The organism is Thiorhodococcus drewsii AZ1 (assembly GCF_000224065.1).
GTDB classification, from domain to species: domain Bacteria; phylum Pseudomonadota; class Gammaproteobacteria; order Chromatiales; family Chromatiaceae; genus Imhoffiella; species Imhoffiella drewsii.
Map to the genome: position 1 here is coordinate 174951 of NZ_AFWT01000002.1, position 15495 is coordinate 190445.

The 15495-nt window shown below is 60.9% G+C and carries 13 protein-coding genes; 5 read left to right on the forward strand and 8 right to left on the reverse strand.

Features of this window, described 5'->3' with window-relative positions:
- Positions 1–20: 20 nt before the first annotated feature.
- Both THIDRDRAFT_RS02065 and THIDRDRAFT_RS02070 read right to left on the reverse strand, forming a co-directional pair.
- Positions 21–1004 carry an SPFH domain-containing protein gene (locus tag THIDRDRAFT_RS02065; protein ID WP_007039129.1) on the reverse strand — a complete coding sequence of 328 codons (984 nt, stop codon included), beginning with the start codon at positions 1002–1004 and terminating at the stop codon, positions 21–23.
- A gap of 105 nt (positions 1005–1109) precedes the next feature.
- A complete protein-coding gene (locus THIDRDRAFT_RS02070; RefSeq protein ID WP_007039130.1) occupies positions 1110–1763 on the reverse strand; it encodes a CDGSH iron-sulfur domain-containing protein in 654 nt (217 codons plus the stop codon).
- A gap of 331 nt (positions 1764–2094) precedes the next feature.
- On the opposite strand from THIDRDRAFT_RS02070, the gene THIDRDRAFT_RS02075 reads away from it, so the two are divergent.
- On the forward strand, positions 2095–2871 hold the full coding sequence (locus THIDRDRAFT_RS02075) for a DUF2189 domain-containing protein (RefSeq protein ID WP_007039131.1): 777 nt from the start codon (positions 2095–2097) through the stop codon (positions 2869–2871).
- Here THIDRDRAFT_RS02075 and THIDRDRAFT_RS02080 read toward each other — a convergent pair.
- Positions 2850–3632 (reverse strand): amidohydrolase family protein, encoded by a 783-nt coding sequence (locus THIDRDRAFT_RS02080; RefSeq protein WP_007039132.1) that lies wholly within the window; start codon positions 3630–3632, stop codon positions 2850–2852. The genes THIDRDRAFT_RS02075 and THIDRDRAFT_RS02080 overlap by 22 nt on opposite strands.
- 33 nt (positions 3633–3665) lie before the next feature.
- Here THIDRDRAFT_RS02080 and THIDRDRAFT_RS02085 point away from each other — a divergent pair, with 33 nt between their 5' ends.
- Positions 3666–5141, forward strand: a complete 1476-nt coding sequence (locus THIDRDRAFT_RS02085; protein WP_007039133.1) for a DUF4139 domain-containing protein — start codon at positions 3666–3668, stop codon at positions 5139–5141.
- 36 nt (positions 5142–5177) lie between these two features.
- On the opposite strand, the gene epmA is transcribed toward THIDRDRAFT_RS02085, so the two are convergent.
- Together epmA and efp are read right to left on the reverse strand one after the other, a co-directional pair.
- The gene (epmA, locus tag THIDRDRAFT_RS02090) at positions 5178–6212 is read right to left on the reverse strand and encodes an EF-P lysine aminoacylase EpmA (RefSeq protein WP_007039134.1); all 1035 of its coding nucleotides are present in this window, start codon (positions 6210–6212) and stop codon (positions 5178–5180) included.
- Positions 6209–6781, reverse strand: a complete 573-nt coding sequence (efp, locus tag THIDRDRAFT_RS02095; protein ID WP_007039135.1) for an elongation factor P — start codon at positions 6779–6781, stop codon at positions 6209–6211. The genes epmA and efp overlap by 4 nt, the downstream gene beginning before the upstream one ends.
- Positions 6782–6830: 49 nt before the next feature.
- On the opposite strand from efp, the gene epmB reads away from it, so the two are divergent.
- Both epmB and THIDRDRAFT_RS02105 read left to right on the forward strand, forming a co-directional pair.
- The gene (gene epmB / locus THIDRDRAFT_RS02100) at positions 6831–7826 is read left to right on the forward strand and encodes an EF-P beta-lysylation protein EpmB (RefSeq protein ID WP_007039136.1); all 996 of its coding nucleotides are present in this window, start codon (positions 6831–6833) and stop codon (positions 7824–7826) included.
- A 133-nt stretch (positions 7827–7959) separates the two neighbouring features.
- The gene (locus THIDRDRAFT_RS02105; protein ID WP_007039137.1) at positions 7960–10047 is read left to right on the forward strand and encodes an EAL domain-containing response regulator; all 2088 of its coding nucleotides are present in this window, start codon (positions 7960–7962) and stop codon (positions 10045–10047) included.
- A gap of 15 nt (positions 10048–10062) precedes the next feature.
- Here THIDRDRAFT_RS02105 and THIDRDRAFT_RS23485 read toward each other — a convergent pair whose 3' ends face one another.
- Positions 10063–11028, reverse strand: a complete 966-nt coding sequence (locus THIDRDRAFT_RS23485; protein WP_050984623.1) for a lytic transglycosylase domain-containing protein — start codon at positions 11026–11028, stop codon at positions 10063–10065.
- Between the two features lie 316 nt (positions 11029–11344).
- On the opposite strand from THIDRDRAFT_RS23485, the gene THIDRDRAFT_RS23490 reads away from it, so the two are divergent.
- A complete protein-coding gene (locus THIDRDRAFT_RS23490) occupies positions 11345–13582 on the forward strand; it encodes an AAA family ATPase (RefSeq protein WP_007039139.1) in 2238 nt (745 codons plus the stop codon).
- Here the strand turns inward: THIDRDRAFT_RS23490 and THIDRDRAFT_RS02120 are convergent.
- Both THIDRDRAFT_RS02120 and THIDRDRAFT_RS02125 read right to left on the reverse strand, forming a co-directional pair.
- Positions 13538–14731 carry a porin family protein gene (locus tag THIDRDRAFT_RS02120; protein WP_139058585.1) on the reverse strand — a complete coding sequence of 398 codons (1194 nt, stop codon included), beginning with the start codon at positions 14729–14731 and terminating at the stop codon, positions 13538–13540. The two genes, THIDRDRAFT_RS23490 and THIDRDRAFT_RS02120, sit on opposite strands and share 45 nt — an antisense overlap.
- A gap of 191 nt (positions 14732–14922) precedes the next feature.
- Positions 14923–15438, reverse strand: a complete 516-nt coding sequence (locus tag THIDRDRAFT_RS02125) for a polysaccharide biosynthesis/export family protein (RefSeq protein ID WP_245535763.1) — start codon at positions 15436–15438, stop codon at positions 14923–14925.
- Between the last annotated feature and the right edge of the window lie 57 nt (positions 15439–15495).

The following is a 15495-nucleotide window of genomic DNA, read 5'->3' on the forward strand; positions in this document are numbered from 1 at the left end:
ACGACCTCCGGGTGCTGGAATCAGCGGAACGCCGATGTGGTTTGAATGATGCGAGCGGCCTTGCCGAGCAACGGCACGCGCAAATTGCGCACATAGCCCCTCAGGGCATCCGGCCCGCCACTGGTCTTGATCCGCAGCAGGGTTTCGGCCAGCTCCTTGAGCGGTGCCACCTCGGCCTGGGCGTTGTTGCGTGCGATCTCCACGGCGCGCGTGCTCATGGTGATCTGCTGTTCGGCATCGGCGCGCGCGGTACTGATGTCGGCCGCGACCTGATTGCGGGTGGTATTGATGGCCGAAAGCGCCCGATCCACCTCGGGCGGCGGGTCGATCTGGGTGATGAGCGCCGCGTCCAGCTCGATCCCATAGCGTGCCCAGGTCGAGCGGCATTGCTGTTCCATGTAATCGTTCAGTAGCGGCAGATTCTTGCGCAGGTCGTTGATTGAAACGCCCTCGGACAACTCGGGCGCGCTGCCGGCATCCGAGGTCTCCGGATCGGCAACCAGGCTCGCCCCCTTGGGGTCGACGAAGTTGGCGATACGCTCGCGCAGCACCGAGATGAAATAGCCCATGACGTGCTCAAGCGGACTGTCCACGCCAAAAAAATAGGCATAGAGATTTTTCTCGGAGACCCGGAAGCGGATCTGGCCGCCCACGCCGGTGGTGAGGTTGTCCTTGGTCACGGCCTCGACGGTCATCTGTGTCTTGGTCGGATCCCAGGTCAGATCGATCGCCTGGGTGACGACACGGACCTTATGGACCTCTTGCCAAGGCCATTTGAAATAGGGCCCGCCGGGACTGATGGTACGCAGACGCGGAAAGCGGTAGCGCTCCTGCTCCTCCGCGTTCAGCGAATCGTCCTGGACCATGACCTTACCGAGTCGCTGGGCGCGACCGAAGGAGGTGATGATGGCGCGTTCGTCCGGTTTGACGGTGTAGAAGGCGCGGATGAAGACCTTATAGACGAGATAGAACGCCAGGCCGAAGAGAAAAGCGGTCACATACATGAGCTCTCCTGGTGCGATAGACGGAAAGGCAATCCAATGGTACAGCCTGCGCGCGCCTCCCGCCGATCGCATCAGGCCGCCATGCCGGCACGCCCCAGTTCGGGGTCAGTCGCTCTTAAATCCGGCGGCGGCGTGGCTCCCATCGCAAAAGGGCTTGTTCTTGGAGGCCCCGCAGCGACACAGAAAGACATTCTCGCCCTGCCAGGCGACGCGCCCAGAGCCCGCCTGGATCGTCAGCTTGCCCTCGACCTGCACCGGGCCATCCTTGATGGAGCGCACCACCACCGGACCTCCGGTCGACTGCAATCCGCGACCACGGTCGCCGACCGCGCCGCCGTCCCTGAAACCGGCGCCCTCGTGACTGCCGTCGCAGAAGGGTTTGTTCTTGGAGGCCCCGCAGCGACAGATGGCCGCGCGCGTGCGCACACCGGGCATGTCATCGGGCGCGTTCTCGATCTGGATGTCGCCCGTCAGATAGTAGGGACCATCGCTGGCGATCATCAGCCGGTTCTCGGTCGGCGGGGATTCGGGTTCGCCAGACTTGTCTCGATAGGTGAGCGCACCGCTCGGACATCGCTCGACCACCTCGCGCACCTCCGCCTTGGTCACGGCGTCCGGGAGGCACCAAGGCTCGCGCCCGCCGACGAAGAGATCGCCCTTCGCCTTGCCGCACTCGCCGACATGGATGCAGAGCCGACTGTCCCAGCGAACATCAATCTCTTCGCCCGGAAAATCGACACAGGTTTGTTCGTCGCTCATGGTTCTGTCCTCTTGGCATGATCCTAAAGATTAGGCGCAGTCGAACCCGCAAAGGACGAGAAAATGGGGGTTCCAATTGGCCCGTTGCGGACAATCGCTGCATGAAGGGCTCGGTCCATCAGCTTGGGGCGGATCGAGCAGAATCCACGACGGCCGCCCTCCCTGCGCGATTGAACTTCCGAGAGCTTGCCCTATCCCATGGGTCATATGCATCGCCAGTCGTATCGGCACTTCAACGCGCTCCATCGACGCAGAGAATGACGCCGACGGGGCGCTCTCGGACCGGCACTACCCCGGCCCAAGACTCCGCTAACCCACTGGAGATGAGGCTATGAGATCACAGACAGTCCGCTCGTCACGTCCACTGCTCGACGGCGCCCCCTCCGTGCATCACATCGAGATCGACGAGCCGCTCGACTGGCTCAAACAGGGAGTCGCCACCTTCGCCCAAGCACCGGGACACAGCCTGCTCTACGGCACGCTCTTCGCCCTCGCCTGCTGGGGTTCGATCGGGCTCACCTGGTCCATGCCCTGGTTTGCCCTCGCCTTCCTCACCGGACTCATGTTGCTCGGCCCCTTTCTGGCGGCCGGACTCTACGTGGCCGCACGCCAGCAGGAGTCAGGACAATCCGTGAGCATTCGCGACAGCCTGAATCTGCTCTGGCTCAGACGCACCAATCTGAGTCTCTTCGTGCTCTTTCTGGGTCTGATCACCGCCGCCTGGATCAGGCTTTCCGCTCTGCTGTTCGCGATCCAGTTCGACGCACTGTCGCCCAGCATCGACAGCTATCTGGGCATGTTTTCGGGTCATTTCGACCCCTTGATCGCCGGATTCTTCCTCGGTATCGGACTCCTTCTCGCCATCACCGTCTTCGCCACCAGCGCCCTCGCCATCCCCATGATCCTGGACCGGGACGTCGATCCGATAACCGCCATCAACACCAGCCTACGCGCCTTCGCCATCAACTGGCCGGGCATGCTGGTTTGGGCGGCGAGCATCGTCACACTAAGTGGAACCGGCATCCTCACCGGATTCATCGGCATGGTCGCCCTCTTCCCGCTGCTCGGCTATGCAACCTGGCACAGCTATCGCCGTATGGTCGCTTGACCAGGCGAACCCCGTTCTTTTGAATAGAAATCCGAGGCGTTCTCCCACAGGACCAACCTGGCCCCCTCCTCGCCGAGCACGTCGATCACCAGTGACAGATCCGCGTTCAAGAAGGGACGCGGTGCCCGCGTCGAGGGAAGGTCGGTCCCGAACATGAGCGCCCTCGGATTGCTCCTGTGGATCGCGAGCAAGGCGTCTCCAACATCGAAATCAACCCGGCCAAAGCCGCTCGCCTTGACCCGAACGCCCTGCTCGACGAGACGCAGAAGACGCGGCAGCCCTCGCTTGGACAGCCCCAGATGATCGATACTCACGACGGAAAGACGTCGCAAAAGCGGCTCCAGATCGGACAGGTCACCCGTATCCGCATAGACTTCGCTATGCCATCCGACCAGATCATGGACACGCGCTGCCAGCGACTCGACCGTCCGCAGGGACATCGACCCGCCGCGTCTCAGGTTGAAACGCAGACCCCGAATGCCCCGTGCATCGAGGCGCTTGATCGCCCGCTCGGAGACAGTCGCCGGAAGCTGAGTAACGCCAACAAACCCCGGACCGAGCCGTTCCAGCGCCGCAAGCAGATAGCCCTGATCGAACCGTTGAAACGAACCGGACACGACCGCTCCACCAACCACACCCAGAGACGCGGCGCGATCCAAATAGTCGCCGACTCCGAAAGGCTCGGGTACAAATCCCGCATTGGCCCACAGCGGAAAATTCGGATCGATGATATGGAAATGCGCGTCGAAGATCTTTCGCATGCCCGCCCCCTACCACAGATCAATGAGGACATGATGAACCGCAAACGCCCAGCCTTCTCTCCCGCCCAACCACGCTATAGGTTACATGCAGCAGTGTCGCTCGCGGCCTTGGCCCTCGGCCTCTTCAGCTCCACAGGAATCGCAATGGATCAGGAACGCCGTGTCGAGGACTCGGCCCAGCAGGGGCTGGCCGTCACCATCTACAACCAGGATCTCGCACTGATCAAGGATCAGCGCCAGGTCACGCTGGAGCACGGCGAGAACCGGCTCGCCTGGCGCCAGGTCTCCGCACACATTCGCCCCGAGACTGCTCTACTGACCTCGGTCTCGGAGGACGTGGGCCTGACCCTGCTGGAACAGAACTTCGACTACGACCTGCTCACACCCCAGAGCTTGCTGAAAAAATATGTCGGACGGAAGGTCGAGGTCGTGCGTACCAACGACGCGGGCGAACGCACCACCGAGTCGGCCACCCTGCTCGCAGTCAATGATGGTCCCGTGCTGCGCTATGCCGACCGCATCGAGACGCAGGTCGTTGGACATCTCGCCTTTCCCGATGTCCCGGACGATCTACGCGACGAGCCGACGCTGGTGCTGCACCTGAGGGCCTCCGAGGCGGGCGAGCGCGATCTGCAGCTCTCCTATCTGACCTCGGGTCTGTCCTGGAAGGCGGACTATGTCGCCGATCTGAGTCAGGACGAGCGCACCATGGATTTGAGCGGTTGGGTCACGCTCACCAACGCCAGCGGTATCGCCCTCCGCCAGGCGCAAATCCAGCTGGTGGCCGGCGAGGTCAATCAGGTCAGCAACGAACATCCGATGCCGTTGATGCGCAGCAAGATGGCCATGGCAGCGGCGGCGCCCATGCCCGAGGAAGAGGCGCTCGCCGAATATCACCTCTACACCCTGCCCCGACAGACCGACATTCTGAATCAACAGACCAAGCAGGTCGCGCTGCTCAGCGCCAGCCAAATACCCGTGACCAAGGAGCTGGTCGTTCGCGGCCAGCCCTATGCCTATCAGTCCAAGACTGGAGACGGCTGGAGCAAACTCGCGGTGGAGTCCTTGCTCAAATTCGTCAACCGCGATGGCTCGCTCGGGATTCCGCTGCCCAAGGGGGTGATTCGGGTCTACACCAAGGACAGCCAGGGACATGCCCAATTCATTGGCGAGGACGGGATCGACCACACCCCGAAGAACGAGACCGTAGCGCTCAAGCTGGGCGAGAGCTTCGATGTCACCGCACGCCGCAAACAGACCGCCTTCAAAAAGCTATCCGGATCCTCGGCCTATAACTACGCCTACGAGGCAAGCTTCGAGATGGAACTCAAGAACGCCAAGCCGACACCGGCCAAGGTCCGGGTCATCGAAACCCTGCCGGGCGATTGGGACATCCTCAAGGAAAGTCAGCCCCACACCAAGGAGGCGTCCAACCTGGCCTCTTGGGTAGTCGAGGTTCCAGCCGACGGGGGCACGACGCTCAGTTGGCGCACTCAGGTCCGATTCTGATCCGCGACACCTCTGTCAGACCGGCTCCAGGTGCCATCAGGCCCGCTCCACGGGAAAGGTGAGCACCTGATCGATATGATCGGCCTCGGCCGCGATCATCAGCAATCGATCGAGGCCCAGAGCCACACCGGAGCAGTCTGGCATTCCGGACGCGAGCGCCGCGAGGAAGGCGTCGTCGACCGGCGGCTCGGGCAGGCCCAGATCGCGTCGGACCACGAGATCGTCCATGAAGCGTCGACGCTGCTCGTCGGCATCGGTCAGCTCGTGAAACCCGTTGGCCAGCTCGATGCCCTCGATATAGAGCTCGAATCGCTCGCCGGCCGGAAAGGGACCCGGTCGAACGCGGGCCAGTGCCGCCTGCGAGGGCGGATAGTCGTGAAGGAAGGTCATGCCGCCACGACCGAGTCCGGATTCAAGCCGATGGGTCAGCAGCAGGTCGAGCCATCCATCGCGATCGAGTTCCAAATGGCCCGCATCCACCATCCCGGCGTCGGCCGCCGCGCAGCGCAGACTCTCGATACTCGCCGACCAGGGATCCAGGTCCAGTTGCCGCATAAAGAGATCCCGGTAGCGGATCCGCTCGTCGGGCATGTCGGGACGCCCCAGGATTGCGCGCACCAGGTCCGCGACCTCGTTCATGAGACGCTGGTGGTCCCAGCCCGGCCGATACCATTCCAGCAGGGTGAACTCGGGGTGATGACGGCGTCCACGCTCAGCGTCGCGGAAGACCTTGCAGATCTGGTAGATGGGTCCCGAGCCTGCAGCGACCAGACGCTTCATCGCAAACTCGGGAGAGGTGTTCAGATAGAGCGCCCGATCACCGCCCGGCCCCTCGATCGAGGTTCGTAGGCTGGCGAGCGCCGGATCCGTCACCGCAGCGCGCGAGAGGATGGGTGTCTCGACCTCCATCACGCCAGCGGCGGCGAAGAAGGCGCGAGCCCGACCAAGCAGGTCGGCCCGCGCCCGAATCCGCTCCAGCGATGCGCTCGGCCGCCAGTCGGCGCCCTCGAACTCGCTGGAAGGATCTGGAAATTCGGTCAGATGTCCGACCCCGTTCGAGGCCGTCGTCATGCGTCCTTGGCGCGCGACACGTACTCACCGGTGCGGGTGTCGACCTTGATGAGCTCGCCGGTCTGCACGAACAGCGGAACGCGAACCACGGCACCAGTTTCGAGGGTTGCCGGCTTGCCGCCGCCACCGGAGGTATCGCCTTTGAGGCCCGGATCCGTCTCGGTGATCTCGAGTACCACGAAGTTAGGCGGCTCGACGGAGAGCGGAGCGCCGTTCCAGAGGGTGACCTTGCAGATGTCGTTATCTTTGATCCACTTGGCGGCCTCGCCGACGGCGGGCGCGTTGGCGGTCATCTGCTCGAAGGTCTCCTGATGCATGAAGTGCCATTCTTCGCCGTCGTTGTAGAGATACTGCATCTCCGTATCATGGACATCCGCCGCCTCGACGGTATCGCCCGACTTGAAGGTCTTTTCGACCGTGCGACCGGTCTTCAGATTGCGTACACGCACGCGGTTGAATGCCTGTCCCTTGCCGGGCTTGACGAACTCGTTCTCAACGATGGTGTACGGATCCCCGTCCAACATGATCTTGAGTCCGCCCTTGAATTCATTGGTGCTATAGAAAGCCATGTCATCCTCAGTGTCTGTGAAGCTAAACCGGAGAATGTTATCCCAAACCATGGTGACTTGTCAGAGCGAGACCTGGCGGTCGGCGCTGACCAATTCTTTCACCAAGCTCGACGGGCTGCTGGACAGTCTCGGGCTGGAGAGGCATGAGATTGCGGACCTGGATCCAAACCCGGACGGCTTCCGGCTCCTGGTACCACGAGGCTTCGCCGCGCTGATGCGGCATGGCGACCCGATGGATCCCTTGCTGCGCCAGGTGCTACCACTGCGAATCGAGCGCGACAGGGTCGAGGGCTTCGTTGCCGATCCGGTCGGGGACAGTGCAGCGGACCGGGGAAACGGCCTACTCCAGAAGTACCGTGGGCGGGCGCTGCTCATGACGACCGGCGCCTGCGCCATCCATTGCCGTTACTGTTTCCGTCGCCATTTTCCCTACGCCTCGCTGCCCGCGCGCGGGACAGGCCACCAGGCAGCCATCGCGCAGATTGCCGAGGACGACTCTCTGAGCGAGGTCATTCTCAGTGGCGGCGATCCGCTCATGCTCGATGACGCACAGCTGCGGCAGCTTCTGTCGGCGCTGGACGCCATCCCGCACCTACGTCGGCTGCGGATCCATACCCGACTCCCGATCGTGCTGCCGGAACGCATCACCGATGAACTCTGCAGGATGCTGACGGCGCTGGGTCTGCAAACGATCATGGTCATCCACGCCAACCACCCCCATGAACTAGGCATCCAAACCGGACGAGCGCTGCGGCGATTGACTCGGGCGGCGGGTGTAACGCTGCTGAACCAAAGCGTCCTCTTGAAGGACATCAACGACGACCCGGAGGTCTTGGAGCGTCTGAGCGAACGACTGTTTGAAAACGGGGTCCTCCCCTATTACGTCCACCAACTGGATCGCGTGGAAGGGGCCGCACATTTTTCGGTTGCGGACGACGAAGCGAAACGACTCATGGATTGTCTTCGTCAACGTCTGCCCGGATATTTGGTTCCGCGCCTGGTCCGGGAGATCCCCGGAGAGGGCTCGAAGACGCCCGTCGACTGAACGCCGACACCGATTGAAAAACACGCACTAATTGAGGAAATACCCAAACGCGTTGCCTTTCGAGTCGAGTCGTCGCATCCTAGAACGCATACGAGATTCGAGACCTCCATCGCCCAGCCCAGAAACCCACAGCATGTCACTGCACACTCAAACAGCGAACCTGCTTCTGATCACCACAGAAACCAGTGAGTCCGAAAGACTTTTAGGAGGACTGCGCGAAGAGGGTTTGGCGTCGAAAAGCGTCAGCGTCCCGAATGCAGACCGACTCGCCGAGACACTCACGCAGCGTGGCTGCGACATCATCATCTGTTTCGCCAGCGACCGCGACCTCGATCTCGACGCCGTGCTGACGGCCTACCGCAAGCTGAGCGCGGACGTTCCACTGATTCTTGTCACCGATGGCGACACCGACGCGGGTCTCACGATCAAGGCACGCCGCGCCGGCGTGCGCGATCTCGTCGAAAGCGGCGACAGCGAACGCCTCAAGCTCGCGGTCGCCCGCGAACGCTCCGATCTATTCCGGCGACGCGAGGCGGACACCCTGAGCGGACGACTGAAGGACTGCGAACAACGCTCGCTCGAAATCATCGAAGTCACGAGCGCCGGGGTCGCCTTCATCCAAGACGGTCTGCATGTGGAAACCAATCCGGCCTACCTGGGCCTCTTTGGTTTCGAGACCAAGGATGATGTGCTGGCGACGCCCTTCCTAGACTTGGTCGAACCCGCCGCGCAGAAACGGGTTCGAGACATCCTGCGTGTGAACACGTCCCAAATCACATCGACTCCGATCGAGTTCGATCTGGTTTGTCGCCGAACCGATGGCAGCCCGTTCGGCGCCCACCTGCTCGCGGCACCCTCCGAGTTCGAGGACGAACCCTGCCTGCGTCTGATCCTCCAAACAAACGCCTCCTCGCCCGCCCCCAATGCCAGCAATCAGGCCCAGGGAACCGGCAACGAGATCGGCCTCATCAGCTTCCTTGCCGAGATCGAGGCACACATTGGCAACGAACGTCTCGTCGACAGAGACTTCGCCATTTTCTATATCCGTATCAAGAACAGCGCCGATCTCCTCCGAGATCTTGGACTCACCCATGCGCTCGAACTCTTCGAGGAGTTCGCCAAGACGCTCGTAGAGATCATCGCTGGAACGGGATTCCTTGCGCGACTCGGAGACGACGGTTTCGGACTGATCGTGGATGATCTGGGGGCATTCGAGGCCAAGTCCTTGGCAGAACGCATCACCAGCCAGGCGCGCCTGCCCGGCCAGCGCCGCGCGACGAACGACACCGCCGCAGATTGCGAGATCGGCTACTTCCTCGTGAGCGACCGAGCGGCGGCGGCCGAGGACATCGTCAACGCCGCACATCGACTCTGCATCGGTCACGACTTCAGCGAGCGGAATCATGTGCCCGGACAGCAGCCGCCGACCTCGCTCGCCGCGCGGGTCAAGCAAGAGGTCGAGGACGAAGACGGCGACGTCAACATCGCGCGCAAGATCGAATACGCGCTGCACAACGATCAGCTCAAGTTGGTCTATCAGCCGATCATCAGCCTGATGGGCGACAACCAGGAGAACTACAGTGTTCTGGTACGGCTGCTGGACGAAGAAGAGAACCTGCTCGAGGCCAAGGATTTCATCGGCCCCGCCATCCGCAGTGGACTGATCGAGGAGGTCGACAAGTGGACGATCCGCTCGTCGATCCGGGTCATCGGCGAGCAGCGCAAGGCCGGACATAATCTCAGCCTGTTCGTCAATCTCTCCGAGGATACCTTCAGGAACCCGAGCATCGTCCTATGGATCTGCGACTGTCTGCGCGAATTCGACGTCCGAGGCAATTGGCTCACCTTCCAGTTCCAGGAGGAGCTGGTGGTCGGCAACCTGGCCAGCCTCAGCAAATTGGTCGAGACACTGAAGAAGATCAAATGCCGCGTAGCGATCAACCGATTCGGGGTCAGCGAACGGCCGGAACTGATCCTGCAGGGGCTCTCGCTCGATTTCGTCCTGTTGAAACCGAGCTTCGCTCAGGGACTCGCCGACGACGCCGACAAGCAGCAGCGACTCCTGCAGCTCGCAACCCTGGCCAAGGAATTCAACGTTAAGAGTATCGTTACCGGGGTCGAGGATGCCCGCGCCCTCACCGTACTCTGGACGGCCGGGGTCGATTACGTGCAGGGCAATTTCCTCCAGCGCCCCTCCCCGACACTCGAAGTCCAGGCCTAACCGACAGCCCCGAAATCAGCGCCCCATTGAGGGATAAACGAAGGTCTCCGCTGGGAGGCTTTTCACCTGAGGCTTCTGGGGCTTCTGCTTCGACAAGCCGGTTCTGCGCTGTGTCAGCTCCTCCAGATGGCTCTTGAGCAGCGAGTTGTTCGGCGCGTTCAGCCGGCTCATCAGACGCGTCGGCATCTTGTAGCTCGGCGACTTGGTGCCAGACGACTCCAGCGGCCCCGGCCAAACGTAATCCCCACCGACTCCAGGGCCCCTCGGCGCAAACCCAATCGTCGCCGACGGTGTCGGCGCACCCGGACCCACCATAGCAAGAACAGTCTCCAGAGGCATTCCGAGCAGCGTCTCCGCCCGTTTGGAATAGAGGGAGACGCCCTTCGTCCTTAGATACCGCGTCAACACCTGACGGGTGTAGGCCTGGGTCTCAGGAAACGCGACGACTCCACCCCCTTGATCCATGGCGCCCTCACCCGCGTTGTAGGCCATGACCGCATGACCCAAGCTGCCGTATTTTTCGATCAGACGCTTCAGATGGCGTATCCCAACGTCCAGATTGGTCTCGACGTCGAAGAGCGCATCCGGCGAGGTTACACCATAATCGCCGGCCGTTTCAGGCATCACCTGCATCAGCCCAATGGCACCAGCCAACGACACGGCATGGGGATCATAGGCCGACTCGACAGCGACGAGCGCGTTCAGCAACAACGGATCCAGCCGATAGCGCGCGGCATAGCGATCCATGGTCGCCCTGATGCTCGAGCGCGACGGAACGGGACCTTCGGGCGGCTTGGGCACCTCGCGGGCGACAGGTTTCTCCGGCTGTACCGAAGCCGCCTCCGATGTCGTCTGCGCGCCGACCGCAGACTGATCGACGGAGACCGCCACCTCTCCCCGGCCGCCATCCTGTTCCACCGCGTCGGCCGCCTTGCAGACCGCGAGATGGGAACTCAGGACACACAGGAATGCGAAACCCAAACTCGGCGCGACAGCGCCAAGAGGTCGCACGCATCGCGCGCGAAACCCAGGGCCGGCTCCTAAACCTGGAAGAGCGTAAAAATCGCTGGTAACACTGCTTTTCATAACTCCCCCTAACGGACATGCAAGCGCATCTGCAACGGCAACTCAAGACAAGCAGTCAATCAAGGGCGGAAACACCGAACAAACACCCATTGACCGACCAAACAACACAGACCGAGTTTGTTAAACTGCGGCCTCGACTTAGCCGGGCCGATCTTCGCGTAGATCAGGCACCATGCCTCTATGGACGTCAATCACCCCTGGGAATTCGAAGATGTACGAATCTTTTTTTGGACTCGACGAAAAACCATTTTCGCTCCTCCCGGACCCCAGTTTCTTCTATCTCAGCAAGATCCATCAAGAGGCGTTGACGCTCGTCGAATACGGGCTCTATAACCAATCCGGATTCACCGTACTGACCGGCGAAGTCGGCTCCGGCAAGACGACCCTGATGCGTTATTTGCTCGGTCAGCTCGATGACGAGCTGACCGTCGGGCTCATATCGAACACCCATCAATCGCTCGGACAGATCATGGACTGGGTCTGCGCCGCATTCGAGCTCGATGCGCCGAGCGGTAAAAAACTCGATCAACATCAAGCCTTCGTCGACTTCCTGCTAAAACAATACTCAAAGGGCAAGAAGACCCTGCTCATCATCGACGAGGCGCAGAACCTCGGTCTCGAAAGGCTCGAAGAGATCCGCCTTCTATCCAACATCAACGCCGACAAGGATCTGGTCCTACAACTCCTACTTCTCGGCCAGCCGCAGCTCAGACAACAGCTCAGAAAACCCGAGTTGGAGCAGTTCATTCAGCGTGTTTCGGCGTCCTATCATCTCGGACGCCTCTCATCCGAAGAGACCTTTCACTACATCCGGCACAGACTTCGCGTCGTCGGCGGCAGCAAGGAGATATTCACCCCGGACGCCTGCCATGCCGCCTTTCATTACAGCAAGGGCATCCCGCGTATCATCAACCTGATCTGCGAGACCGCGCTCGTACTCTCGTATGGCATGGGGGAAAAGATCGTCACCGGCAAGGCGATCGACGACTTCGTCCAATCAGAGGCCTCGCACCTGCTCTTCGCTGTCGACTCGGATGAGCGCGTGCCCTTGACCGAAGAGGCCGTCCAGCGCTTTATGGCATCCGTCGGCTATACCCAAGAGGAGCAAGCCCCTCTTCTGGAAGAACCGGCACCCGAGGTTGGCGTCGAGCGCAAGGAAACAGAGACCGAACCCACCTCGGCCGAATCCCAGCCCCATGACCGAAGCCACTTCAACGCAACGGATGCCCCCCAGGAGCCTGCGAGCGGCGACGCGCACTCACCCACTCGATCATCAGCCGAACCCTCTTCTCCCGCGCCTGAGCCAGCGCCCGCGCACGAAGCCCTACATCCAACCAAGCGGCAGCCAGCCAAGGCTCTCGGCTTGGTCGTGCAAAGCGTCGCAAACCGCGAGGCCGAGGACGCCATTCCGCCAATCCGCCTCACCGAGGAGGACCTACCTCAGGCGGATTTTGCTGCCGCCCAGCAGTTAATCGAATCCGGACAGGTTCCCAAGCGCCAACGGACGAAAGAAATCCTCGCCATCACTCTGGGGCTCGGGCTGGGATTCGTTTTGGCGCTCTCGTATGTGCTCTGGGGACATAAAGAGCGGCCCCAAGAACCGGCCGTGGCGGAATCCCAAGCAGCGTCGACCGATCCGACAGAGACCGAACAGACGAGCGCTGCGCTAGAGACCCCGCAAACGCCTCCACCGCCCGCCGCTGTAGACGCAAATCAACCATCGACCGTGGCCTCGACGACGGATGCGACCGAGGACCCAACGCCCGTAGCAACGGATGAAACCGCCGTCATGGCTCAGACGCCAAAGACCCCGGAAGCGACCACACCCGCATCGGCCCAACCCGAGAAGCAGGACTCGACAGCCTCGACGGAAGAGCCAGACACATCCATGGCCCAGGCTCGGCCTGTCGAGGAGACCGCCGATGCATCCGTGTCGACCCAAGATGACAAGAGCAACGGACTCACTCAGGTCGCACAGGAGATCGCCTCCATGGGCCTCTCCCCAAAACGCATCGCACCCGACCGGATTCGGACCAATCTAGCCGATCGGGTTCAGTTCGGACCCGGTAGCGCAGAGCTGGACCAACAGGCGCTGACCCTAATCATACGCCTCGCCGACATCGCCAAGCAGGACGCCAGGCTGGATGTCGTCGTCACCGCACACACAGACAGCAAGGGAAGCCGCGCACTCAATCAGTCGCTCTCCGACAGGCGTGCGGCCAAGGTAGCCGACATGCTGATTGCGGCGGGTATCGCACCGGAGCGGGTCAAGGCCGTCGGCAAGGGGGAGGATGAACTCCTCGTCGCACCCAAGGTGGAGCAGGAACGCGGCCCCTTGGTCAACCGTCGAATCGAGATCGATCTGATCGAGACCCAACCACCCGAGCCGAAAAACGCGCCCGCTCTACTTCCCGATGAGCTTCTGCGGAAAAACATAGGTCAGATATAGATGGAGCGAGTTGGAGACAGCCGCTTCGTCGCTGAGATCGTATTTCTGCCAGCGGTAACGATAACTCAGTCCAAGGTTCAGCTCTTGGGACAATTTGAACTCAAAGCGGGGCGAGATGGCGAAATAGTCACGATCCGAACTTGAGGCGGCATCGTCCTCAGTGCGATTGCGATAAGCGTCGGCAGTCAGCCTGAAATTCCATTTGTGGCTCAAGGGACGCGTGAAGGAGAGCGCCAAAGAGGTCGTATCCAGCAGTTCGCCATTACTGCTCGGAAGCATGGAGCGAGAGACGGAGAAATCCAGACCACCGACCTCAAATCTTTTATTGAGCTCGAACTGGAACAGCGGGCCGCTACTGTCGCTCTTCTGCACGCCGAGCCACGTCGGAACCTCTGACGAAGTCTGTCTCACCCCGGCATAGGCGCTAGCGGACAGCGTCTCGGAAAGCTGATAGCTCGCCCCAAAAAGCAATCCGGTACTATCGGATTTCAGGCCCACATCGCTCGCCTCATAGCGATCGAAGGTCACACGCGTAAACGCCTGAGCCCGCTCGCTCAGGGCATAAATGAAGGTGAGGCCCGCCGTCGTGTAGTCGTAGTCATAGAGGGGAATGACGTCGACGTCCTCATAACGGATGTCCTCGTAACTGAGCGTCATCTCGACGCTTCCACGCGGCGTCAGCTGATAGGTCCAGGTCGGCTGGACGTAGAAGCGCAGCCGGCGCTTGTTGGCCTGAACATATCCAGAGGTCGAAACCTCGCTCGTAAGAGTCGAGTCGTAATTGAACGCCCCGTTTAGCTTGAAGGTGCTGCGGCCAAGATCATAGGAGGCCAGAGCGTTCAGCGAACCGTCGGTCTTGTCAAGATCGGATGCCTCGAAATACCGACTCGACGTGAGGTTAGCACCGAGTTGGATATCGCTAATCTCGGTGCGCCGCCCGGCCTTAACGTTGGCCCGAACGTTCGCGACCGAGGTATTCCTCTCGTTACGACTGGTGAGACGTACATTATCATCGTAGTAGGCCTCAAGAACCGCGAGCGGCTTGACATACCATTGGTCGGCAACGGCAATGGAACTGCCGAGAACCAGTGGCAGATACAAGAGCGACACACGATACGAAAGGCATGCACGATATTGTTGCTTATCCATAATCGCCATCGATGAGTACCCAAAAATCGATACGTCCCATTGCCATGACCATGTCACACAAATTGTCGGGACGCCGCACTTAACCTCATGAGCGTTATAGATCGCAAGAAGTAAAACCGACCATATAAATCAATTCCCCACAGATTCATATGTCATGAGATACGCTCAATACTATCGCCAACGAACACACACTAAGGCACGACGATGACATCGCCGGCTTGAAGCATGATGTTCTGCTCCAGCGCTTGACCGCGCCGGATATCCTTATAGTTGAACAGGATCGAGCGCTGCCTGCCATTCTCCGTGCGCAGCACCTTGATATGCTTCTCATCCGCGAAAGGAGTCAATCCGCCAGCCATAGCCAATGCCTGAACGACGGTCACGTCGCGCGTCACCAGCGGAAAATCGCCCGGCTTGTTGACACGCCCCATCACATAGATCCTGTTACCCGGAATCTCCTGCAACGTCACGGTGACGACCGGATCCGAGATATATTTCTTCAGCCGCTTCTTGAGCGCCTGGTTCAGCTCCTCGACGGTCAATCCGGATGCCTTCAGATCGCCGGCCAGGGGGAACGAAATACCGCCGTCCGGGCGCACCAGGACCAGCTGCTCCAGGCCCGGCTCCTGCCAGACCGAAACCGCGACAATGTCACCGGCTTGCAGACGATAGCCCTCGGGCACCGCCCGGTCGGCTTGGGCGGGCATCGCAACCGTTATCACGAATAAAACCAGAAGCCCCAATGACAGTTCCAACACTCGGGA